Source organism: Streptococcus sp. Marseille-Q4154 (assembly GCF_916700545.1).
Classification (GTDB): Bacteria; Bacillota; Bacilli; order Lactobacillales; family Streptococcaceae; genus Streptococcus; species Streptococcus infantis_I.
In genome coordinates this window covers 456,856-478,929 of the sequence record NZ_CAKAKN010000001.1, presented here as the reverse complement: position 1 = coordinate 478,929, position 22,074 = coordinate 456,856, and the positions used below count along the sequence as shown (strand labels likewise).

Genomic DNA, 22,074 nt, shown 5'->3' with positions numbered 1-22,074 from the left:
ATTTACCACAAAAACACACTGAGATACTCGTCCCAGTATGTTTATTTCATTTTGGATAACTTCATCAATAAATTTAAGCGTTCATCATTTTTGAACTCTGATAACAAGCAAATCAACCTTTCATATCAAAGTTCTTTCTTCTGCTTGATTAAAGAATTCATCATAGCCACCAAATCCTCTAGCGTAACACTTCTAAATTATTCCAAAAAAACAGTAAAACCACTTGGTTTTACTGTCTCAATTCTAAAATGTTTGACGTTTGGCTTTTCGTTCTGCACGTCCACGGGCACGACTTTCAGCACGCTTGGTTTTACGGCGTTTTTCGTCGACAGCCCACTGGATTTTCTTCTTATAGCCTGGTTTGACTTTTTTCTTTTTCTTTTTAACCAAGCCAATCATTTCGATATCCAGTTTTTCTTGTTTTTTCTCACGATTGGCACGACGGTCACGGTCATAAGTGTCTTGGAACTCTCCATCTTTAACAACCTTAGGTACAAACTTGATTCCTAATTTCTCCAACTCACGGATATCAGAGTCATCGCTTGGTTGATAGAGGGTGATGGCTGTACCTGGTAGACCATTACGTCCAGTTCGTCCAACACGGTGGACAAAGAAGGACAAGTCTTGTGGAATGGCATCATTGATAACGTGGCTGACACCCTCAATATCAATTCCACGCGCAGCCAAGTCAGTCGCTACGATATATTCAAAATCAAGATTTTTCACCTGATTCATGATTCGTTTGCGTTCACGAGGAGCAATATCTCCATGAATCTTAGCCACCTTCAAGCCTTGAGCCGTTAGGTAGTTGTGCAATTCATCCGCACGAGTTTTTGTATTGACAAAAATCATGGCGAGATACGGCTGCATGACTTGAGTCAACTCATAAATCTGAGCGTTCTTGTCTCTACCCTTGGTCGAAATCAGCCAGTTGTCAATGGTATCAGAGATAACTGTCTTGGTCTTGATTTTCTCCATGACAGGATTTGACAAGTATTTCTTCAAAAATGGTTGTAGTTTTTGTGGGATAGTCGCTGAAAAGACCATAAACTGCAAGTCCTTAGGAAGACTACCTGCAATCTTATCAACTGTTTCCAAGAATCCCATATCCAAGGTCATGTCAGCTTCATCTACTACAAAGGTCTTAGCCTTGTGAATAGCCAAATCACCTGATTTTACCAAATCATAGATACGACCTGGAGTTCCGATGACAATATGTGGCTGATTGCTTGCCAGTTTGTCAATTTGGCGAGCCTTATCTGTACCACCAACATAGTTCACAACACGAATCTCTACTTCTGAGTGTCCTGCAATCTGACGAGCAGCTTGGTAAATCTGAGTCGCTAATTCACGACTTGGAGCTGTAATAACTGCCTGCACGCTATCGCTCTCTTCATCCAACTGTTGGAAAATAGGTAACAAGAAAGTATGAGTCTTACCTGAACCTGTTTTTGATTCACCAACCAAGTCACGACCTGCTAGGACAATAGGAATTAACTTTTCCTGAACCTCGGTAGGAGTCGTAAATTTCAACTCCTCCAAGGCTTCTTCTATATATTTTTTAAATTTAAATTGTGTAAATGACATAATTTCCTCGATTCTATCTATCTACTCATTATACCATAATTTAGTCTATTACAGGGGATGGATTTCCGTCAAGAATAATACCATGAACATTTTAACAACCAAGCATACATAAGAAACACTCCTAGTTATGATGAACAAGGAGTGTTATAGGATTACTAAAGCTTCCATTCGTCTCTCAGCCAATCACAAAAATGATGATAACGTTCCTTAAGAGCTTCATGATGCCCATAAGCATCAAATGTGCAATAAGTCGAAGGCACTTTCTCTGAAATCAAATCATGAATGTCTCTTGCAAAAATAGGAGCCTTAGACAGACGATTGGAATGATTGGCACCTTCTGTCTGACCATTTTGTAGATAAATCAGGCTTTGGCTCTGTATCAAGTCCTGTTCCCTACAATATTCTGTAAAATCAGGATACCAGAAGGAACCACAGATAGAAAAGATACAGGACGCAGGAAGATAACTACTATAGAGACTATAGACAGCAGCAAGCCCACCCAGTGAATAGCCACCATAAGCAATTCGACTTTCATCAAGCAAATAGTCTTTTTTTAGACTTGCTATAATTCCTTGAAATAGCTTCTGATGGTATTGGTCTACCTTTCCACCAAAGTCTGGTGCCCCTTCTTTCAAAGCTCTAGACTTCCAGGGTGTAAAGTCATCCAGACGATTTTCTGGAATCAACCCCACCAAAATCACAGATTGGGATAGGTCTGACAAATAGTCCAATTGTCCATCATTTAAAAGAATCGTTGGGTAGGCTTGTTGAGGATCATAGTTTGAAGGAAGACTGACCCTAACTCGAATCCCTTCCCAGTTAAACTCCTTATTTCTTGATAAAGTCATTGATCTTCTCAAGGGAATCAATCACGGCAGGACCGTAATCCATCAGCTCATCGTAAGAGATAGTCATGATTTTTTGATTCTTGATTGCTGGTACATTTTCCAAAACAGCATTTGCCTTCATCAAATCCACTGCTTTTTCATCTAATTTTTGATTGCGGTCACTAGTTACATAGATAATCAACTCAGGATCCATTGATACTAGATTTTCCAAGGTCAAGCCAGAAGTTCCCGTTGCGACATTGGTATAACCAAGTTGATTGAGCAAGCTTTCCTGAAGGGCTGACTTGTAAGCACCAAAGGTTTCGTCATTGTAGGCCACCATAATCAGAGCTTTTTTCTTTTCACCCTGTGTTTCTGGGTTTGCTTTCTTAACCGCATCGATTTTAGCTTGTAATTGTTCTGCGTATTGATTCGCCTTGTCTTGGACATTGAAAATGGTACCAAGATTCTTCACATCTTCTACGATATTTCCTAAATCTTGTTGGATAGTTGAAAGTGAAGCTTTTTGCGTATAAACAGGGATTTTGTTTTCATTCCAAGCACTAATGGTTCCCATTGATTTTTCAGAAAACATCATGTTGCGTCCCATCAAGGCATCTGGTTCATAAGAAAGAACTGTTTCTTGTGAGACAGATTTTTTATCACCAATGTGAGGGATGGCTTCAATAGCATTCTTGTATTTACCAGTTACAGCATTATCAGGATTGAGCATGCCAGCAATTTTATCTTGCAAACCGAGTTCAAGTAGGATTTCAGTTGTTGAGAGGTTGTTGGTGATGACCTTTTCAGGTGCCTTTTCAAATACTTGTTCGACTTCGTTTCCTTTAGCATCATAAGTTTTGATAGTTACAGGATAGCTGGTTTCTGTAGTAGCTTTTTGACTAGCTTCTGTTGTAGCCGGTGCAGATGATGTTTCTTTAGATGCGTTACCACAAGCTGCCAAAGATAAGGTAGCTACTGTTACAAGTAAAATACTAAGTGTTTTTTTCATGTTTTTATTTTCCTTTTTATAAATAGTGAATCATGGCTTGCTGATCTTCTGTCCAAGTTACCTTACTTTGAACGCCATAGACAGCCTGCAATGACTCGGGTGTGATGGTCTCTTTTGGAGTACCTTGGTAAACAATCTCCCCTTCTTTCATTAGGTAGAGATAGTCTGAATAGCGACAAGCTAGCTGAATATCATGTAATACTGCTAGTACATTGATCTGAAGATTTTTGACAATGGTCAATAAGTCTAGCTGATACTTGATATCCAAATGATTGGTCGGTTCATCTAAGAGCAAGAGGGTCGGCTCTTGGGCCAAGGCGCGTGCTAACAGAACCCGCTGCTTCTCTCCTCCTGACAAAGAAGAGTAGAGTCGATTTCTCTTTTCGAGCATATCTACCTTGACCAAAGCATCCTCAACCAAAGCAAAATCTCTGTCTTTTTCCTTTTGCAAGAAAGAGAGATGGGGTGTTCTACCCAGCATGACAATCTCCTCAACCGTACAATCAAACTGAAGTTGATTAAACTGCGTGATGACTGCCATCTGCTTTGCCGTTTCTTTGACGCTCATTTGGTCTAGAGGCTTCCCATCTAAAGAAATCAAGCCCTGATTCGGCTTTTCCTGTCTATAGAAGAGTTTCAGCAAGCTGGTCTTTCCACTTCCATTTGGTCCCAAAATAGTATGAAATTGGTTTCCCTCAAGTTTAAGTGAGACTCCTTTGAGAATCTTTTTTTCTCCAATTCCAAAGTGAATATCCTGACACATTAAGTCCATATCAGACCTTCACCTCCCTTCGTCTACTTGCAACCATGTAGATAAAGAAAGGGGCTCCTACTAAGGCTGTGAAAATTCCAATCGGTAGTTCAGCATTTTGAATCAAAACGCGAGCAAAGACATCTGCCCAGACGACAAAGAGGGCTCCTAGCAAGGTTGCAATTGGAAAAAGCCTTCTATAATTTGTACCAACCAAACTTCGGGCCAAATGTGGTGTAATCAAACCGACAAAACCGATGATCCCACAAGTCGAAACTAGGACTGCCGTCATCACAGCTACAATCGTCACATAGAGATACCAATAAAAACGCAAGGGAATTCCCAAAGTCAAAGCCGCCTCATCTCCCATCATCATGGCATTGAAAACACGATATTGGGTAGAGAAAAATAAAAAAGCGATTCCAACGACTACTGCTGGCAGGGTTAAGTGAGCCCATGAAATCCCTGCTAGAGAACCCATGGTCCAAAACTTGATGGTCATGACACTGTCAGCATTGGCCCCAATAGAGATAATAAAGTTTGAAAAAGCCAAAAATAGGGCATTCACTACCGTACCCGATAAGATTAAGCTAGAAGTTGTCATCCTACCCTGCATAGATGCAATGAGAAGAACTGCAACTGTTGCTAAAATCGCTCCGAGGAAAGATCCTAGACCAATCATAACTTTAAATCCAAGAATAATACTCAAAGTTGCTCCAAAGGTTGCCCCGGCTGAAATTCCTAATACATAGGGCTCTGCTATTGGATTGTTGACAGTTGACTGCATGACACTGCCACACATGGAGAGGCCAGCACCAACAATCAAAGCAAGAAAAACCCGTGGCAATCTCATATTCCAAACAATAGCAAGCGTAGACTTTGAAATGTCTCCTATCTCAAAAGGAGCCCCTAACTGACTCAAAATTATCCGATAGGTGTCACTCAAGCTAATTTGAACAGACCCCATAGAAACTGCCAGAAACAGAGAAATCCCCAAAGCTCCTAACAGGATAGCTAGTAAAAAACAATATCTCAGGTTTTGATGGCTTCCAGAAAATTTGGAAAGCATGAAACCCTCCTTTAACAAAAATTAAAAATTTAGACAATTTTCATAATTAGTATACCACATTTCTAAATCAGGAACAAGACTAGAAAAAAGCACACAAAAAAGCCCTCTGATTTCAGAGAGTTCGTTTGAACTCGGGATAAAATCTTAGTGAAACAAAAAATCTCCCCGAAGGGAGATCATCCTGGTTTATTTTTCCTTACAGTGCTAGGAACCGTAACCGAAGATTATACTTGAGTATATCGAGGTAAGGTGACAAAAATAAAAAGCCCTCTGAAGTCAGAGAGCTTGATTCTTGCTGGATAAAACGTTTGTAGACTAGGCGGCAAGCCGAAGATTGTACTGATGGTACATCGATGCGAAGCCAACGAAGTATAGAAACGTTTTAGATGCAAGATTAGCGACGAAGTCCTAGAGAGTTGATCAACTCACGGTAACGGTTAACGTCGTTTTTACGCAAGTATGCAAGCAAGTTACGACGGCGACCAATTTTCTTCATCAATCCACGGTAAGTAGCGTGGTCTTTTTTGTGTTGTTTGATGTGTTCGTTAAGGTGGTTGATTTCCCAAGTAAGGACAGCAACTTGAACCTCTACTGAACCTGTATCACCTTCGTGACGTGCATATTGTGCAATGATTTCATTTTTTTTCTCTTTTGAGATTGCCATGATGTTTCTCCTTTTTATTTGGCTTCATCCGAGTGACAGGTTGGCATGCCTGTAACCAAGAAGAAGTTATTTGTCTTTACGACATTTCTTATTCTACCAATAACTAAGTTCTTTGTCAACTGATTTACTATCCATACCTCAAATGTGCTATAATAGTTATAGGAAGGATATCTAAGTAGACAGCTTGAAAAGAGAGGTGATTGACCATGCGTAAATTCTTCAAATATCTCCCCTACTATTTGGTCGTATTTTTCTTTTATTGTCCACTTTATGGATTATTTATACTACTATTACAGAATCCAAAACTAACGGAGCTCTATCTTTTAAATATATTCATCATTTCGCCTGTTGTAGTTTTTATAGTCTCTCTTCTTTATAGCTACCGATTTGGTTTTTCACTTCATTGGCTTTTAGGTAGTTGCTTACTCTATGGATTTACTATCATTCCTTTCAGAGAATTTATCATTGTTTATTTCCTAGCCTATGAAATTCTTATTCTACTAGGTACAGTTATTGGTGCCACTATCAAGTATCTGGTTCAAAAACTGAAAAACAAAAAACTTTCACAAAATCCTTGAAAAATCTCGCAATCATGCTATAATAATGCATAGAGACAAGTCACTTAGAACCTTTCTACCAGAGAGTGCGTGGTTGCTGAGAACGCATAGAAAGACTATACTGATACTACTCTACTAACTTTTATGCAAACATAAAACGGTGGCCACGTTAGAGCCAATCAGAGGTGTCCCTCTTTTTTGAGGAACATAAATGAAGGTGGAACCACGTTGCGACGTCCTTTTTAGGATGTCGCTTTTTGTTTTTCTTGATTTAAGACTGCAAAATAGGAAACACTTCTGCTATAGAAATAATGGATAACTAATATAAGGAGAAAACCATGATCAAAATTACTTTCCCAGATGGCGCTGTTCGTGAATTCGAATCTGGCGTTACAACTTTTGAAATTGCTCAATCAATCAGCAATTCCCTAGCTAAAAAAGCTCTTGCTGGTAAATTCAACGGCAAACTCATCGACACTACTCGTGCGATCACTGAAGATGGAAGCATTGAAATCGTGACACCTGATCACGAAGACGCTCTTGACATCTTGCGTCACTCAGCAGCTCACTTGTTTGCTCAAGCCGCTCGTCGCCTTTTCCCAGATATTCACTTGGGTGTTGGTCCAGCTATCGAAGATGGTTTCTACTACGATACAGATAACCAAGCTGGTCAAATCTCTAACGAAGACCTTCCTCGTATCGAAGAAGAAATGCAAAAAATCGTTAAAGAAAACTTCCCATCTATTCGTGAAGAAGTGACTAAGGATGAAGCGCGTGAAATCTTTAAGAATGATCCATACAAATTGGAATTGATCGAAGAGCACTCAGAAGACGAGGGTGGCTTGACCATCTACCGTCAAGGTGAATATGTAGACCTCTGTCGTGGACCACACGTCCCATCAACAGGCCGCATCCAAATCTTCCACCTTCTCCATGTAGCTGGTGCTTACTGGCGTGGAAATAGTGACAATGCTATGATGCAACGTATTTACGGTACAGCTTGGTTCGACAAGAAAGACTTGAAAAACTACCTTCAAATGCGTGAAGAAGCCAAAGAACGTGACCACCGTAAACTTGGTAAAGAGCTTGATCTCTTCATGATTTCTCAAGAAGTTGGTCAAGGTCTACCATTCTGGTTGCCAAATGGTGCCACTATCCGTCGTGAATTGGAACGCTACATCGTCGACAAGGAAATCGCTGCTGGTTACCAACACGTCTACACTCCACCAATTGCCTCAGTAGAACTTTACAAGACTTCTGGTCACTGGGATCACTACCGTGAAGATATGTTCCCAACTATGGATATGGGTGATGGGGAAGAATTCGTTCTTCGTCCAATGAACTGTCCTCACCATATCGAAGTCTTTAAACACCACGTTCACTCTTACCGTGAATTGCCAATCCGTATTGCTGAAATCGGTATGATGCACCGCTATGAAAAATCTGGTGCTCTCACAGGGCTTCAACGTGTACGTGAAATGTCACTTAATGATGGTCATACTTTCGTAACACCTGAACAAATCAAAGATGAGTTCCAACGTACGCTTCAATTGATTATTGATGTTTACGAAGATTTCAACTTGACTGACTATCGTTTCCGTTTGTCATACCGCGACCCTAAAGATACTCACAAATATTTTGATAATGATGAAATGTGGGAAAATGCTCAACGTATGTTGAAATCAGCTATGGATGACATGGGACTTGACTACTTTGAAGCTGAAGGGGAAGCAGCCTTCTATGGACCAAAATTGGATATCCAGGTTAAGACTGCCCTTGGAAAAGAAGAAACCCTTTCTACGATCCAGCTTGACTTCTTGCTCCCAGAACGCTTCGACCTTAAATACATCGGAGCTGATGGTGAAGAACATCGCCCAGTTATGATCCACCGTGGGGTTATCTCAACCATGGAACGCTTCACAGCGATCTTGATTGAGAACTACAAGGGTGCCTTCCCAACATGGCTTGCACCACATCAAGTAACCCTCATCCCAGTATCTAACGAGAAACACGTTGACTACGCTTGGGAAGTAGCTAAGAAGCTCCGTGACCGTGGTGTCCGTGCTGATGTGGATGAACGTAATGAAAAAATGCAGTTCAAGATCCGTGCTTCACAAACTAGCAAGATTCCTTACCAATTGATCGTTGGTGACAAGGAAATGGAGGATGGAACTGTCAACGTTCGTCGCTATGGACAAAAAGAAACAAACACTGTGCCAGTAGATGAGTTTGTAGCAGCTATCCTAGCTGATATCGCCAACAAATCTCGTGTTGAGAAATAAAACGATCACAGTCTGAGAAACATTTTTCAGTAAGAAAAAGCAACAACTATTTCAGTTGTTGCTTTTTTGTATTTTGATTAAGCTGAGCTAGTAGTGATTGGTCAAACTACCACAAATGGTATCCTCGTCAACGATCCTTTCTATCCACTAACTTTTGGATATAGGATATTCTCCCAAGATTTGCTTCCTCGAGTTAGATAAGTTGACTATCCTCAATCCTTGTCTGCTTCATTCTCTTTTACGAGATCTTTTTGTGAATCTTTTTCAGAGAGTTTTTGATCGATATACTTGTTAATAGTTTCATAAAATTCCTTGGTCATCTCACTATCTAATTTTGTCGAATTATGGACTTGATTGACTTTCAATTGAACAGTTTGAATACCGTAAGAGGCTTGTTTTTGGCGGATTGTTTCTAATTCTTCTTCTGAAATCGGATCTCCAACAACTGTCAAGACTAATTCATTGCTACTTGACTTGTAGACTTGATTAATGAGCGTATGATTGGCGAACTCTTTTCCTACAAACTGTTTAATCCCTTCTTTTCGCGCTTGATCTATCGTCAGAGTGACTGCTGAATAGCTGGCTGGAAGAACCAATAATACAATTAAGGATATCAAGCCAATTTTCATTTTAATGTTTAGCTCTTTAAATGAACTTAAAGGAGATTTTCTCATTAAAATTCTAGTTCCAACAATATTGGTTAGCATGATAAAGACACAGTTGATCAAGAAAAGATAGAGAGCTCCAAATAAAAATCGCACATTTCCATTAGCTAAACCATAACCTGCAGTACAGATAGGTGGCATCAGAGCTGTTGCAATAGCTACTCCAGGCACGATATTGTTTGCTTCTTTTTTCCTTGAACCAATAACACCTGCTATCCCACCAGCAATAGCAATGAGAACATCCCAAATTGTTGGAGAGGTTCGTGCAATCAACTCGCTACTTGCATAAGATAAGGGAGTAATCCAGAAATACAGAGTCGAGACAAGCAAACTGACCAATACTTGAGTAAATAAAACCTCTAGAGATTGCTTGATTAAACGCGTATCAAAAATAGCTAAACCGAATCCCAGTCCAACAATCGGTGTCATAAGAGGGGAAATCAGCATGGCTCCAATAATGACAGCTGTTGAATTCATATTTAGACCTATAGAGGCAATAAAAATCGAACACATCAAAATCAGTGTATCTCTTAATCGAACATGAAGATCATCATATAATTTTTCACGGTATTCACGTGTTGAATAGTTTCCGGTCATTGGTTACTCCTTTTATTTCATATAATCTTGTTTCTGTATAGACGATGGTAGAGAGACTTTTGTCCAATCTGACATATTTTTAATTCTTAGCTGTAATTCTTTTGAACATTATCTTTTTATCCATCAATCCATCCTTGATATTATATCAAAAATTTTACAGTCTTTCTCTGAAGAAATCAATTCATTTAAAAGATAGAGAAAGGAAGAAATTTTTGTATCCTTATCCGTTGAAGAAGAAAAACGATATCTCCTCTGAAAGTAGATACCGTTTTAATGTTTAAACATGATGAGTTTGTAGCAGCAATCCTAGTTGATATCGCCAACAAATCACGTGTTGAGAAATAAGAGATAAAACCTTGTACAAAATCCCAGCTCTAAAAAAGAGGCTGGGACAAAAGTCCTAGCCTCTCAATTGTCTTTGGATTGTTGAGCAAGACGCAGTGGTTGAGTGGGCTCTACTACGCTGATTTCATCAGCTTTTACAGCCCTACTCAACTGTGCGGAGGTGGGACGACGAAATCGAATTCTAGCGAATTAACGATTTCTGTCCCACTCTCTTTTTTGATGTTTCTGTTTTTACATTTGAACGATTCTACGATAGCTTCTTGAAGTAATTATAAAGATTAGTACATAGACTAAAGCAAAGATACCACAAATAGAAAGTGTTACACTTAACATCATAGCTGTATCTACTACCCCAATGACCTTAAGAATCAAACTTAACATATGATAGGCAAAAGCCAAGTGTAGGAAAGCAAAGATTACAGGGAGGAAGAAAACAGTCAAGACCTGCTTGTTAATGGTTTGTTTGATTTGTTTTTGATCCAAGCCCACTTTTTGTAAGATGACAAAGCGTTCACGATCCTCATAACCTTCTGAGATTTGTTTATAGTAGATAACGAGTACTGTTCCAATCATAAAGATGATAGAGAGGAAAATACCAATAAAGAGAACTCCTCCAAAGAGGGCATTCATTTGGGCAATTGCGTCACTTGCAGTGCCTCCACCATAAACCATACCGTCTTCATTTTTGAGATTATGACTAAAATTGTTCACATACGCATCAAAATCATCAGATAGCTTTAACTGTTCCTCTAGACTAGCTGTTACATCCATACCACCGTAGATCTGTGAGTATACAGCTGAATCCTGGAACTGTTTTAAAAAGCTTTGAAGGTCAGCTACTACAAGATAGTTATAATCCGATACCAATAGTACATAGGGATTGGAAACATGATTGGCAATAAAATCCTGCTGAATTGCTTCCTTGATCGTATAGTTCTGATTGTTCAGACTAAATGCTTTCTGATCTTTAAGTTGGTCATTTCGAGCCCAAAGTCCTACTTCGTTACCAGTAAGGTTTAGCTTTTGTCCAGTCATTTTTTCATAATCTTTTTGATCAAAAACCAGGAAGACTGTCTTAGGCATGACATTGTTTTGCCCTTTTTCAAAGGCGGTTAATTTTGTCCCGTCTTGACTCGAAAGACCGAAACTTGCATAACTGAGGACGTCCTTATTGCTGATGGTTAGGTTCTTTTCGCTAGCGTATTGAGTCAAAAGCTTGTCTAAATCCTCAACTTCTATATTTTGTCCCTTAACATCAAAATCGTGAGGATACATGAGTTTTTTCATATTCTCAGATCCGTTGTAGATGCTGGTTGCTGCAGACATGGTGATTAAAACCATTGTTGAAAGGATGGCAATGGTTGCTAATCCGACCGCATTTTTCTTCATACGAAAGATAAGGTTAGAAACAGAGATGAGGTTATTGGGTTGGTAGTAATATCTCTTATTTTTCTTGAGCAACTGTAAGAAAACTGTAATACCAGCATTGAATAAGAGATAGGTCCCTACAATAACTAACATAACCGCAATAAAGAAAGTAGCGACAGCTTTGAAAGCATCTGTTACGCTTAGTGCTAGGTAGTAGCCACCGCCTAGAGTAATTAGCCCTACAAGTGTTTGAAGGACTAGGAAACGCCCCTTCTTCTCACCCTTCGCTTTTTCTCTAGAAAGCTGGAGAGCATCCATACGGATAATGCGTACAGCGTTCAGGAAAACGATGACTAAAAAGATAAAACCGAATACCAGAAGGATTGAAAGCACTACGGACCATTGGAAAGTTGCAACTAACTCTACCTTCATCTTTGCAAGTTTGAGCAGTAATGCGAAAATCAGATTATCAAAGAGGGCACCAATTCCAATCCCGGCAGTGACTGTTACTAGCCCAAATATCAAGAGCTCCTTAAAGGTCATACCAATCAAGTGGCGCTTTTCTAATCCCAACATGCCATATACACCCAGTTCTTTTGAGCGATTTTTCATGACAAAGCTATTGGCATAAAGAACGATAATGGCAGATGCAAGTGTCACAACGACAAGCCCTAGTTGTAGGGTAAATTGTATAGCAGATGCACCACGTAAATCCACAATTTTAGGATTAAAGGCTAGAGAGTAAAAGAGATAGCTGATAGTGACTGCCAAAATAACAGACAAAGCAAACGGATAATAGAGTTTGCGGTTTTTAATTAAGTTGGATATGGCCAACTTATTGGTTAATCGAAACATACTAGTTCACCTCACTTGCCATAACAGTCAAGGTGTCAGAGATTTCTTGGAACATCTGACGATCCGTCTTTTCACCACGGTAGATTTGATTATAGAGAATACCGTCCTTGATGAAAAGAACACGTTTTGCACGGCTAGCTGCTGCTGTTGAGTGGGTCACCATGAGAATGGTTTGCCCTTGCTCGTTAATCTGATCAAAGATATCAAGGAGGGCTGCAGACGATTTAGAGTCTAGAGCACCTGTTGGCTCGTCCGCAAGAAGAATTTCTGGTTCTGTGATGATAGCCCGTGCAACTGCTACCCTTTGTTTTTGCCCTCCAGAGATTTCATAAGGGTACTTCTCCTGCAATTGATTGATGCCAAGATTTTCGGCTGTCACGACCAATTTTTTCATCATTTCTGTAATAGGCTTTCTAGACAATACCAAAGGGAGTAAGATATTGTCTTTAACAGAAAGCGTATCTAACAAATTGAAGTCTTGGAAGACAAAGCCTAACTTTTCACGACGGAAGCTTGATGCTTCAGAATTTTTAATGGTAGCTGTGTCAGTTCCGTTTAGGAAGACCTGCCCACGCGTTGGCTTGTCAAGCATAGCAAGAATATTGAGTAGAGTAGATTTACCAGATCCAGACTCACCCATGATAGCGACGTAGTCGCCTTTTTCAACGGTAAAGTGAATATCTTTCAGTGCTTCTACTTGGTTGCCTTGAAAGCGAGTTTTATAAATCTTTTGAACGTGTTTTACATCTAATAGTGTCATTTTAACTTCTCCTTTTTAATATCCCATTAATTGAAACTGAGCTTGCATCATTTGAATGCCGATTTGAACTCGCTCGATTTCCTTTGGACTTGGCTTACTTGTTTGTTTCTTTTGTAAAATTGTTTTCATGGTTCCTCTCCTTTTTCTTTATGCTCTAAGTTTACTCCAAAAAAAGAGGGCTTGCCATAACATAACCTTACAAAAGAGGCCTTTAATCTTACATTTTTGTAAGATTAAACTATTTTATACTCAATGAAAATCAAAGAGCAAACTAGGAAGCTAGCCGCAGGCTGTACTTGAGTACGGCAAGGCGAAGCTGACGTGGTTTGAATTTGATTTTCAAAGAGTATTATCTGATTGGAGCCTTTTTTCTCACCATATCAAGGTCTAAAGAAGAGAGTGGGACAGAAATCGGTAATTCGTTAGAATTTGATTTCGTCGTCCCACCTCCGCACAGTTGAGTAGGGCTGTAAAAGTTGATGAAATCAGCGTAGTAGAGCCCACTCAACCACTGCGTCTTGCTCGACAATCCAAAGATAATTGAGAGGCTAGGACTTTTGTCCCAGCCTCTTCACAATCTTTTCATTCAATCAGTAAATTCACTTCAGAGAACTTAATCCTCACAGTTGTTCCTTGCCCAAGTTCGGATTCTATTTGAATCTGATGTCCTAATTCTTGGCTGATTTTCTGGGTTAGATAGAGCCCAAGTCCAGATGACTGCTGGGTCATTCGACCATTATATCCTGAAAATCCACGTTCAAAGACTCGCAACCGATCACTGTTTTTGATACCAATCCCAGTATCTTTGATGCAAAGGTCTGAACCTTCCATGTAAATTTCAACCCCACCTTCATTTGTGTACTTGAGGCTATTTGACAGGATTTGTTCAATGACTACCAACAGCCATTTTTTATCCGTCACAATACTTCTATCCAAGTCATGCAGATTGATACTAAGACCTTTCTGGATAAAGAAAATGGCATATTTGCGAATGACTTCCTTGACCAGATCTTCTATATTTTCTTTCTTCAACACCAAATCATCATGGAAACTTTCTAAGCGTAGATATTGAAGTACGAGATTGGTATATGAATCAATCTTAAAAATTTCCTGCTCCAACTGTTGCTTCAGTTGGCGATCTGCCACCTCACTCACTAGGAGTTTACTAGCTGCAATTGGTGTTTTTATCTGATGAACCCAGAGTGTATAGTAGTCCACCAAATCATTATAGCGGTTTTCAGCATCTGATTTCTTTTGATAGAGTTCAGATTCGCTTTTCTCTAATTTTTCAGTTAGAAGGACTTCCATTGGTGACTTAGCTTTTCTTTCGCCATAGAGCAATTCCTTACGATAACGTTGCAATTCTATCAAGAAATCAAATACCAAAAACAAAAATGTCAAAAATGTAGATAGAAAGAAGAAATAGTTAAAGTAGGGCCCTTGCTTATCAAACAAGATTTCAAAGAGAAAAAGCAAACCTGTAAGCGATAGAATAAAAGCAAAAAAACGGCTACGCGAACGGATATAAGCTAGAAAAAAACTTTTAAGTTCAAGCATGTTTCAATCCATACCCTATCCCTTTCTTGGTTTCGATAAAACCAATCAAACCTTCTTCCTCCAGTTTCTTGCGCAAACGAGCGACATTAACAGATAAGGTATTGTCATCGATAAAAAAGTCACTGTTCCAGAGTTCCCGCATCAAGTCGTCACGCGCTACGATATTTCCTGCATGCTCAAATAAAACTCGTAAAATCTGAAATTCATTCTTGGTTAGGCTGATAGCTTTGCCATTGACATGCACATCCATAGACTTGGTATTGAGAATAACTCCAGCATACTCTAGGAGACTTTCATCCCGTCCAAATTCATAAGAGCGGCGCAACAAACCCTGTACCTTAGCTAAAAGGACCTGCTGGTCAAAAGGCTTGGTCACAAAATCGTCTGCTCCCATATTAATAGCCATCACGATATCCATAGCCTGGTCTCTTGAAGACAGAAACATAATAGGAACTTTGGAAATCTTGCGAATTTCCTGACACCAATGATAACCATTAAAGAGAGGCAATCCAATATCCATCAGGACCAGATGAGGCTCAGACTGAACAAATAATGTCAGAACTTCCATAAAGTCTTCTACCATGACTACTTCAAAACCCCATTCGGAGAGCATTTTCCCAACTTGCTGACGGATTACTGGATCATCTTCTACTAGTAAAATCTTATGCATCTGCTCCTCCTTTTTTTATATTATAGCAAAATTCTTCTGACTACTAGCGAAATTGATGCAAATCTGATATGATAAAAGTTAAGAAAGGAATTCTCATGGCCAATATTTTTGACTATCTAATTGATGTTCAATACGATTCTTTTTATGATCTTCCCTTAAATGAACTGGATGTACTTGCTTTGACAGAGCTGACTTATCTTCCTTTTGATAACCTATTGGACCAGCCTGTCAATCGTTTAAGCGATATCGCAACACGTGTTCCGCGAGAAAGCACCATGCTGACCAATAAAGAACGTCTGCAACTTTTAGACCAGCTTGCCCAACACAAACGTTTTAGAAATTGCAAGCTATCAAACTTTATTAACGAGATTGACACTGAGCAACAGAAACAGTTCGCTGCTATGACCTATCGTCTGAACCTAGATACTTATCTCATTGTCTTTCGTGGCACAGACGACAGTATTATTGGCTGGAAGGAAGATTTCCATATGACCTATATGAAGGAAATCCCTGCCCAAAAGCATGCTCTTGAGTACTTGGAAGATTTCTTTAAACAACATCCAAAACAAAAAGTACTTCTTGCTGGGCATTCTAAAGGTGGGAATCTAGCCGTCTTTGCTGCTAGTCAAATCCAGCCTGAATTGCAGGAAAAGATATCAGCAGTTTATACCTACGATGCTCCTGGTTTGCAGGCTCATCTGACAGAAACGACTGGTTATCAAGATGTTATCCCTAAATTTCACCGTTATGTCCCACAAGGTTCTGTCATCGGCATGATGCTAGAAGTTCCTGATACTCCTACCGTTGTCAAATCTACGGCTCTCGGTGGAATCGCTCAACACAATACCTTTAGCTGGCTAACTGAAGGACAGCACTTTGTCCAACTAGAGGAAATTAGTAGCGAAAGTCTCCAAATCAAAGACGCTCTTAAAGAATGGGTGGACAGTGTGCCTGATGAAGAACTAGAGCTCTACTTTGATCTCTTTTTCGGAACCATCCTAGAATCTGGAATCACTTCCATCAACGATTTATCTTCTAGAAATGCTATTGAACACATTCAACAACTTGTTTCTCAAGCCCAGACACTGGAGCCCGAGCAAGTCGAAATCTTAAAAAACCTGACACAACTCCTACTGGATGCACGCTTCCAAGCCTGGAAAAATCATTTTTAAAAAGTTAAAAGTCCCTTCTTTTATGGAGGGACTTTCTTGTTGATTCCTTATTTTATTCTTCTGTGTTATACTAGAAACTGTAAATCTATGAAAGAGGAAATCCTATGAAAATCCATAAAACTGTGAATCCTGTCGCCTATGAAAATACTTATTATCTCGAAGGGGAGCAACACCTGATTGTAGTCGATCCTGGTAGCCATTGGGAGGCTATTCGCAAGACTATCGAAACCATCAACAAACCGGTCTGTGCCATTCTTCTGACCCACACTCACTACGACCATATTATGAGTCTTGACTTGGTCAGAGATACTTATGGAAATCCTCCAGTCTATGTGGCAGAAAGTGAAGCTAGCTGGCTCTATACTCCTGTTGACAACCTTTCAGGACTCCCTCGACACGATGATATGGCGGATGTCATCTGCAAACCAGCTGAACACACTTATGTCTTTCATGAAGAATACCAGATTGAGGAATTCCGCTTCACAGCCTTACCAACGCCAGGTCACTCTATCGGTGGAGTTTCATTGGTTTTCCCAGATGGACACTTGGTCTTAACGGGAGATGCCCTTTTCCGAGAAACCATTGGTCGGACAGACTTGCCAACTGGTAGTATGGAACAACTCCTTCATAGTGTCCAAACCCAGCTCTTCACCCTTCCAAACTACGATGTCTATCCAGGACATGGTCCGGCTACGACCATCGCTCACGAAAAAACTTTCAATCCATTTTTCTAAAACATAAAAACCAAGGACAATCATCCTTGGTTTTTGTGTAGCTTCAATTTCTACATCACTACTTGCTCGGTAGAATCAACATTGACTAGAAAAATAATTCAAAACTAATTTGTTGGATTCAATTCTTTCCAGTCAATGTTAGACAAATCAAGCTTTTCAGAAGAAATATCTAAAACTTGCTCTGCTTTTTCATTACCACCGATTTGAATAGTTGCTTCTTTAATCTTCTGCACTCCATTTTTATCAAATGAATATAGAGCCAGGTTCATTTCTGGACGAGTTGACTGCCAGTCTGCATAAGAGACTAGACCATTTTCGTAAATAACAAAGCCTGAGCGAAAACCACCTGCAGAAGCTACATAAGCTGTATGAAGTAAGTTTGGTTTTTGATTTTCCAAATAATAAATGGCTGAAACAAATTTTTCATCCCCAATAAGCAACTCATCTTGCCCATCTTTATTCAAATCAAGAAGGGCATATTTAAAGTCTGGTGCATTTTGATAATCCATACGAGAGAAAATCATGCCATATTCTTCTGAAGCAATCTTGTGTTGTTTATTTTCCTCGTATAAATCTTCTCTATTACCTTGTTTTAAAAGCTCTGTATAGTGATTATAACGTTCAATCACTTCTTTATACAAATCTGGTCCCGTTTCCTTCTTATTTTCAACAGTTGATTGAGACACTTTGGTTGACGAGTCGCTTGTATTTTCAGTCTTTGCTTCTGTTGATATACTAGACTTATCGTCTTTGGAAACAGATGATAGCGGAGATGAAGGTTCTGTATTGCTATTATTTTTATTGAGACCACAAGATGCCAAAACTGAAATCGAAAAAATAGCTGAAAGCATCATTAAAAATTTCTTCATATTAACCTCGATAGCATTGCATTTTCAGATGTATAAACTTCAAAAATGAATCATTCACGCCAAGTTATACTTGATTAAGAAATCATTTTACCAAATAATAACACGGTCTTCTGGTGAACGCCACATGCCGTCGCCTTCTTTGACATCATAAGTTGTAAAGAAGTCGTCAAAGTTAGGCACTTGGACATTGACACGAAGTTTAGCTGGTGCGTGTACGTCGACGCTAGCCATGAGTTTCATCAACTCTGGTCGACCTTTCATTCGCCAGATACGAGCAAAGTTATGGAAGAACTCTTCAGCTGAGAAGTCTGGTTCTCTCTTAGCAGCTTCCAAGGCTGCAGCGATACCTCCTAGGTCGGCAACGTTTTCGGATACAGTTAATTTGCCATTGATTTTTGCACCGTAAGATTCTTGACCATCAAACTGGTCGATAACCTTCTGCGTTTTTTCTTTAAAGGCTGCATAATCGCTCTCAGTCCACCAATCCTTAAGACTTCCATTTTCATCAAAGGAAGCTCCATTAGTATCAAAGGCGTGAGAAATTTCATGGGCAATAACTGCTCCAATACCACCATAGTTGGCAGAAGATGACTGATGCAAGTCATAGAATGGTGCCTGTAAGATAGCAGCTGGGAAGACAATCAAGTTCTTTTGTGGATTGTAGTAGGCATTGACCATATGAGCAGGCATTCCCCACTCCTTGTAGTCAACTGGCTGGTTCCACTTGCTCCAACTGTGCTTAATTTCCACACGCGCAAATGCTAGGGCATTCTCAAAGAGGCTAGCAGATTCATCCACTACCTTGTCCTTATAGCGAGCTGGCAGTTCTTCTGGATAACCGATATAAGGCTTGATGACATTGAGTTTGACAATGGCCTTATCTCGCGTTTCAGGCGTGAGCCAGTCGTTCTTAGCCAAACGTTCCTTATAAACGTCAATCATAGTCGCCACTTTTTTCTCTACGTCTGCCTTAGCTTCTGGGGAGAATTTTTCATGCGCATACCAGAGACCAAGGGCTTGCTTAAAGGGACCTTGGGCCAAGTGATAGGCTGCCTTGACCTTATCCTGAGCTTCTGGAACACCTGAAAGGGCACGTCCGTAGGCACCTGACAAGACACGAATCTCGTCTGTGAGATAGCTGGTTGAAAGATTGACCACACTCAAGATCAAGCTTGCCTTAAGCAAAGGCCAAGCTTCTTCACTATAAAATTGGTCTGCTGCTTGCCAGAAACGTTCCTCATCTACGATAACCTTGTCAGGCACTTGCCCAAGAACAGCTTGGAAGAAATCATCTAGAGGTAGGGCAGGGGCGAATTTCTTGAAATCTTCATAAGCATATGGATGATAGAGTTTTGCATATTCTGAACTTTCTTCGTTTGAAAGAACCACTGCTGCGATACGACGGTCCAAATCCAATCGTTTCTCTAAAAGATCTTCGATTTCTTCATCTGAGAAGTTATAGGCTTTGAGGAGATTAGAAGTACTTTCTTTCCAAAGGTTCAATAATTCCTCACGCTGAGGATGGTCTTCCGCATAGTAGGTTGTATCAGGCAAGATAGTTCCTGGAGCACTAGCCCAGAGAACATTGGTTCTAGCATCCATAAAGTCTGGTGATACTCCAAATGGAAGGAAGTTTGGTTTACCAGCTAATTCAAATGCTGCTAGTTTACTTGCGAAATCTGCAAAACTTTCCAAATCTTGGTATTCCTTAAGCATAGGAAGAACTGGTTTGATTCCATCTGCTTCTCGTTTGTCAAAATCTCTGACCATACGATGGTACTTAACAAAATTTGCTAAGATGGCATCTTCTGGCACATCTTCACCTTCCAACCATTTGTCGGTTGTTGTTAGCATCAACTCTTCGATTTCTTCGTCAAGGTCAATAAAACCACCTGTTCGTGATTTGTCAGCTGGAATGACTGCAGTCTTTTCCCATTCACCATTTATAGCATCATAAAAATCATCTTGATAACGTGTCATCTTGTTCTCACTTTCCTATTTTCACTTATTCCTAGCTTAGCAAAATTCCCTGGGGAATGCAATTAAAAATGCCGCCTCTTACTGATCGATTTCATCATTAATATTTTAAATTTTTACCAAAATTAACTTGACTTAAAAATAAAATTAAGGTATATTAAAATCCAGGAGGAATACAACTGTATGATACGTATCGAAAACCTCAGTGTCTCCTACAAAGAAACGTTGGCACTTAAGGATATTTCACTAGTGCTCCAAGGACCAACGATTACCGGAATTATTGGTCCAAACGGCGCCGGGAAATCAACATTATTAAAAGGTATGCTGGGCATTATCCCACATGAAGGACATGCTTTTATCGAAGATAAAGAAATGAAAAAATCTCTTAAGAAAGTTGCCTATGTCGAGCAAAAAATTCATATCGACTACAACTTCCCTATCAAGGTAAAAGAATGTGTCTCTCTGGGACTCTATCCATCCATTCCACTCTTTCACACTTTAAAAGCAAACCACTGGCAAAAGGTGGCTGAAGCACTAGAAATTGTTGGACTTTCTGACTACGCAGATCGTCAGATTAGTCAACTCTCTGGTGGCCAATTCCAGCGTGTCTTGATTGCCCGTTGTCTAGTTCAAGATGCTGATTATATTCTCTTAGACGAGCCCTTTGTGGGGATTGACTCTGTCAGTGAAGAGATCATCATGAACACGCTGAGAGAACTTAAAAAAGCTGGCAAGACTGTCCTTATCGTTCACCATGACCTCGGCAAGGTTGCCCATTATTTTGACCAGGTACTCCTTCTCAACAAGGAGCTAATTGCCTTTGGTCCAACAAAGGAGACCTTCACCCAAGCCAATCTCAAACAAGCTTATGGTGACCGACTCTTTTTCAATGGAGGTGACCTATGATTGCAGAATTTATAGATGGATTGCAGAACTTCCACTTTCTCCAAAATGCCTTGATTACAGCTGTTGTGATTGGTATTGTTGCTGGAGCGGTCGGATGCTTTATCATTCTCCGTGGTATGTCCCTTATGGGAGATGCTATCTCGCACGCTGTCTTACCTGGTGTAGCTCTTTCTTTTATTTTAGGAATTGACTTCTTTATTGGTGCTATCATCTTTGGACTGCTTGCCTCTGTCATCATCACCTACATCAAGGGGAACTCTATTATCAAGAGTGACACTGCCATTGGGATTACCTTTTCATCTTTATTGGCTCTGGGCATTATCTTGATTAGTGTGGCTAAAAGCTCGACTGACCTCTTCCATATTCTCTTTGGGAATATCTTAGCTGTGCAAGACATAGACATGTATATTACCATCGGTATGGGAGCTCTCATTCTATTGATTATCGGGATTTTCTTCAAGCAACTCTTGATTACATCCTTTGATGAACTCCTAGCCAAAGCTATGGGCATGCCAGTTAATTTCTACCACTATCTACTCATGATACTCTTGACTTTGGTGTCAGTGACTGCTATGCAAAGTGTCGGAACCATCCTTATCGTAGCCATGCTGATTACTCCAGCCGCGACAGCTTATCTTTACGCCAATAGTCTAAAGACCATGATTTTTCTTTCATCAGGCTTGGGAGCTCTAGCTTCTGTCTTGGGACTTTTTATCGGTTATAGCTTTAACCTGGCTGCAGGTTCAAGTATCGTGCTGACATCTGCAAGTTTCTTTCTCATCAGTTTCTTTATCGCACCAAAACAACGTTATCTGAAGCTGAAAAATAAAAAAATCAAACAATAATGAGG

19 protein-coding genes are annotated in these 22,074 nt (G+C 39.9%); 6 read left to right on the top strand and 13 right to left on the bottom strand.

The features are described 5' to 3' along the window. Positions 1-243: 243 nt before the first annotated feature. The 6 genes from LG369_RS02400 to rpsO all read right to left on the bottom strand — a co-directional run bounded on the left by LG369_RS02400 (position 244) and on the right by rpsO (position 5,910). Positions 244-1,587, bottom strand: a complete 1,344-nt coding sequence (locus LG369_RS02400; RefSeq protein WP_225750123.1) for a DEAD/DEAH box helicase — start codon at positions 1,585-1,587, stop codon at positions 244-246. A gap of 155 nt (positions 1,588-1,742) precedes the next feature. After that, positions 1,743-2,435, bottom strand: coding sequence for an alpha/beta hydrolase-fold protein (locus tag LG369_RS02395; protein WP_225750122.1), 693 nt, complete (start codon positions 2,433-2,435; stop codon positions 1,743-1,745). Then, complete coding sequence (locus LG369_RS02390; protein ID WP_225750121.1) at positions 2,416-3,426, bottom strand: ABC transporter substrate-binding protein; 1,011 nt, start codon at positions 3,424-3,426, stop codon at positions 2,416-2,418. Before LG369_RS02390 ends, LG369_RS02395 begins: the two co-directional genes overlap by 20 nt. Before the next feature lie 16 nt (positions 3,427-3,442). Continuing rightward, the gene (locus LG369_RS02385; protein WP_225750120.1) at positions 3,443-4,198 is read right to left on the bottom strand and encodes an ABC transporter ATP-binding protein; all 756 of its coding nucleotides are present in this window, start codon (positions 4,196-4,198) and stop codon (positions 3,443-3,445) included. A 1-nt stretch (position 4,199) separates the two neighbouring features. Beyond that, entirely contained in the window at positions 4,200-5,246 is a 1,047-nt protein-coding gene (locus LG369_RS02380) for a FecCD family ABC transporter permease (RefSeq protein WP_225750119.1), read from the bottom strand. A 394-nt stretch (positions 5,247-5,640) separates the two neighbouring features. Next, entirely contained in the window at positions 5,641-5,910 is a 270-nt protein-coding gene (gene rpsO, locus LG369_RS02375) for a 30S ribosomal protein S15 (protein ID WP_001018251.1), read from the bottom strand. Between the two features lie 206 nt (positions 5,911-6,116). Here rpsO and LG369_RS02370 point away from each other — a divergent pair, with 206 nt between their 5' ends. Both LG369_RS02370 and thrS read left to right on the top strand, forming a co-directional pair. Next, positions 6,117-6,488 (top strand): hypothetical protein, encoded by a 372-nt coding sequence (locus LG369_RS02370; protein ID WP_225750118.1) that lies wholly within the window; start codon positions 6,117-6,119, stop codon positions 6,486-6,488. A gap of 317 nt (positions 6,489-6,805) precedes the next feature. After that, on the top strand, positions 6,806-8,749 hold the full coding sequence (gene thrS / locus LG369_RS02365; RefSeq protein WP_225750117.1) for a threonine--tRNA ligase: 1,944 nt from the start codon (positions 6,806-6,808) through the stop codon (positions 8,747-8,749). Positions 8,750-8,961: 212 nt separating this feature from the next. Here thrS and LG369_RS02360 read toward each other — a convergent pair whose 3' ends face one another. The 5 genes from LG369_RS02360 to LG369_RS02340 all read right to left on the bottom strand — a co-directional run bounded on the left by LG369_RS02360 (position 8,962) and on the right by LG369_RS02340 (position 15,566). After that, positions 8,962-10,011, bottom strand: a complete 1,050-nt coding sequence (locus LG369_RS02360) for a DUF389 domain-containing protein (protein ID WP_016465552.1) — start codon at positions 10,009-10,011, stop codon at positions 8,962-8,964. A 576-nt stretch (positions 10,012-10,587) separates the two neighbouring features. Further along, positions 10,588-12,579, bottom strand: a complete 1,992-nt coding sequence (locus tag LG369_RS02355) for an ABC transporter permease (protein ID WP_225750116.1) — start codon at positions 12,577-12,579, stop codon at positions 10,588-10,590. 1 nt (position 12,580) lies between these two features. Beyond that, complete coding sequence (locus tag LG369_RS02350) at positions 12,581-13,339, bottom strand: ABC transporter ATP-binding protein (protein ID WP_006152604.1); 759 nt, start codon at positions 13,337-13,339, stop codon at positions 12,581-12,583. A 582-nt stretch (positions 13,340-13,921) separates the two neighbouring features. Continuing rightward, on the bottom strand, positions 13,922-14,896 hold the full coding sequence (locus tag LG369_RS02345) for a sensor histidine kinase (RefSeq protein WP_225750115.1): 975 nt from the start codon (positions 14,894-14,896) through the stop codon (positions 13,922-13,924). Next, positions 14,889-15,566 carry a response regulator transcription factor gene (locus LG369_RS02340; RefSeq protein WP_000548968.1) on the bottom strand — a complete coding sequence of 226 codons (678 nt, stop codon included), beginning with the start codon at positions 15,564-15,566 and terminating at the stop codon, positions 14,889-14,891. The genes LG369_RS02345 and LG369_RS02340 overlap by 8 nt, the downstream gene beginning before the upstream one ends. Before the next feature lie 95 nt (positions 15,567-15,661). On the opposite strand from LG369_RS02340, the gene LG369_RS02335 reads away from it, so the two are divergent. Further along, positions 15,662-16,738 carry a DUF2974 domain-containing protein gene (locus tag LG369_RS02335; RefSeq protein WP_225750487.1) on the top strand — a complete coding sequence of 359 codons (1,077 nt, stop codon included), beginning with the start codon at positions 15,662-15,664 and terminating at the stop codon, positions 16,736-16,738. Between the two features lie 104 nt (positions 16,739-16,842). Continuing rightward, the gene (locus tag LG369_RS02330; RefSeq protein ID WP_225750114.1) at positions 16,843-17,472 is read left to right on the top strand and encodes an MBL fold metallo-hydrolase; all 630 of its coding nucleotides are present in this window, start codon (positions 16,843-16,845) and stop codon (positions 17,470-17,472) included. A 104-nt stretch (positions 17,473-17,576) separates the two neighbouring features. On the opposite strand, the gene LG369_RS02325 is transcribed toward LG369_RS02330, so the two are convergent. Next, the gene (locus LG369_RS02325) at positions 17,577-18,341 is read right to left on the bottom strand and encodes a hypothetical protein (RefSeq protein WP_225750113.1); all 765 of its coding nucleotides are present in this window, start codon (positions 18,339-18,341) and stop codon (positions 17,577-17,579) included. Positions 18,342-18,428: 87 nt separating this feature from the next. Beyond that, complete coding sequence (locus LG369_RS02320) at positions 18,429-20,321, bottom strand: M13 family metallopeptidase (RefSeq protein ID WP_225750112.1); 1,893 nt, start codon at positions 20,319-20,321, stop codon at positions 18,429-18,431. A gap of 180 nt (positions 20,322-20,501) precedes the next feature. Here LG369_RS02320 and LG369_RS02315 point away from each other — a divergent pair, with 180 nt between their 5' ends. Next, complete coding sequence (locus LG369_RS02315; protein WP_006152594.1) at positions 20,502-21,224, top strand: metal ABC transporter ATP-binding protein; 723 nt, start codon at positions 20,502-20,504, stop codon at positions 21,222-21,224. Then, a complete protein-coding gene (locus LG369_RS02310; protein ID WP_004251242.1) occupies positions 21,221-22,069 on the top strand; it encodes a metal ABC transporter permease in 849 nt (282 codons plus the stop codon). The genes LG369_RS02315 and LG369_RS02310 overlap by 4 nt, the downstream gene beginning before the upstream one ends. Positions 22,070-22,074 lie beyond the last annotated feature (5 nt).

Bases quoted from the DNA above. Each gene is read 5' to 3' on its own strand.
- LG369_RS02400 (WP_225750123.1), bottom strand. From the start codon at position 1,587: ATGTCATTTACACAATTTAAATTTAAAAAATATATAGAAGAAGCCTTG.
- LG369_RS02395 (WP_225750122.1), bottom strand. From the start codon at position 2,435: ATGACTTTATCAAGAAATAAGGAGTTTAACTGGGAAGGGATTCGAGTT.
- LG369_RS02390 (WP_225750121.1), bottom strand. From the start codon at position 3,426: ATGAAAAAAACACTTAGTATTTTACTTGTAACAGTAGCTACCTTATCT.
- LG369_RS02385 (WP_225750120.1), bottom strand. From the start codon at position 4,198: ATGGACTTAATGTGTCAGGATATTCACTTTGGAATTGGAGAAAAAAAG.
- LG369_RS02380 (WP_225750119.1), bottom strand. From the start codon at position 5,246: ATGCTTTCCAAATTTTCTGGAAGCCATCAAAACCTGAGATATTGTTTT.
- rpsO (WP_001018251.1), bottom strand. From the start codon at position 5,910: ATGGCAATCTCAAAAGAGAAAAAAAATGAAATCATTGCACAATATGCA.
- LG369_RS02370 (WP_225750118.1), top strand. From the start codon at position 6,117: ATGCGTAAATTCTTCAAATATCTCCCCTACTATTTGGTCGTATTTTTC.
- thrS (WP_225750117.1), top strand. From the start codon at position 6,806: ATGATCAAAATTACTTTCCCAGATGGCGCTGTTCGTGAATTCGAATCT.
- LG369_RS02360 (WP_016465552.1), bottom strand. From the start codon at position 10,011: ATGACCGGAAACTATTCAACACGTGAATACCGTGAAAAATTATATGAT.
- LG369_RS02355 (WP_225750116.1), bottom strand. From the start codon at position 12,579: ATGTTTCGATTAACCAATAAGTTGGCCATATCCAACTTAATTAAAAAC.
- LG369_RS02350 (WP_006152604.1), bottom strand. From the start codon at position 13,339: ATGACACTATTAGATGTAAAACACGTTCAAAAGATTTATAAAACTCGC.
- LG369_RS02345 (WP_225750115.1), bottom strand. From the start codon at position 14,896: ATGCTTGAACTTAAAAGTTTTTTTCTAGCTTATATCCGTTCGCGTAGC.
- LG369_RS02340 (WP_000548968.1), bottom strand. From the start codon at position 15,566: ATGCATAAGATTTTACTAGTAGAAGATGATCCAGTAATCCGTCAGCAA.
- LG369_RS02335 (WP_225750487.1), top strand. From the start codon at position 15,662: ATGGCCAATATTTTTGACTATCTAATTGATGTTCAATACGATTCTTTT.
- LG369_RS02330 (WP_225750114.1), top strand. From the start codon at position 16,843: ATGAAAATCCATAAAACTGTGAATCCTGTCGCCTATGAAAATACTTAT.
- LG369_RS02325 (WP_225750113.1), bottom strand. From the start codon at position 18,341: ATGAAGAAATTTTTAATGATGCTTTCAGCTATTTTTTCGATTTCAGTT.
- LG369_RS02320 (WP_225750112.1), bottom strand. From the start codon at position 20,321: ATGACACGTTATCAAGATGATTTTTATGATGCTATAAATGGTGAATGG.
- LG369_RS02315 (WP_006152594.1), top strand. From the start codon at position 20,502: ATGATACGTATCGAAAACCTCAGTGTCTCCTACAAAGAAACGTTGGCA.
- LG369_RS02310 (WP_004251242.1), top strand. From the start codon at position 21,221: ATGATTGCAGAATTTATAGATGGATTGCAGAACTTCCACTTTCTCCAA.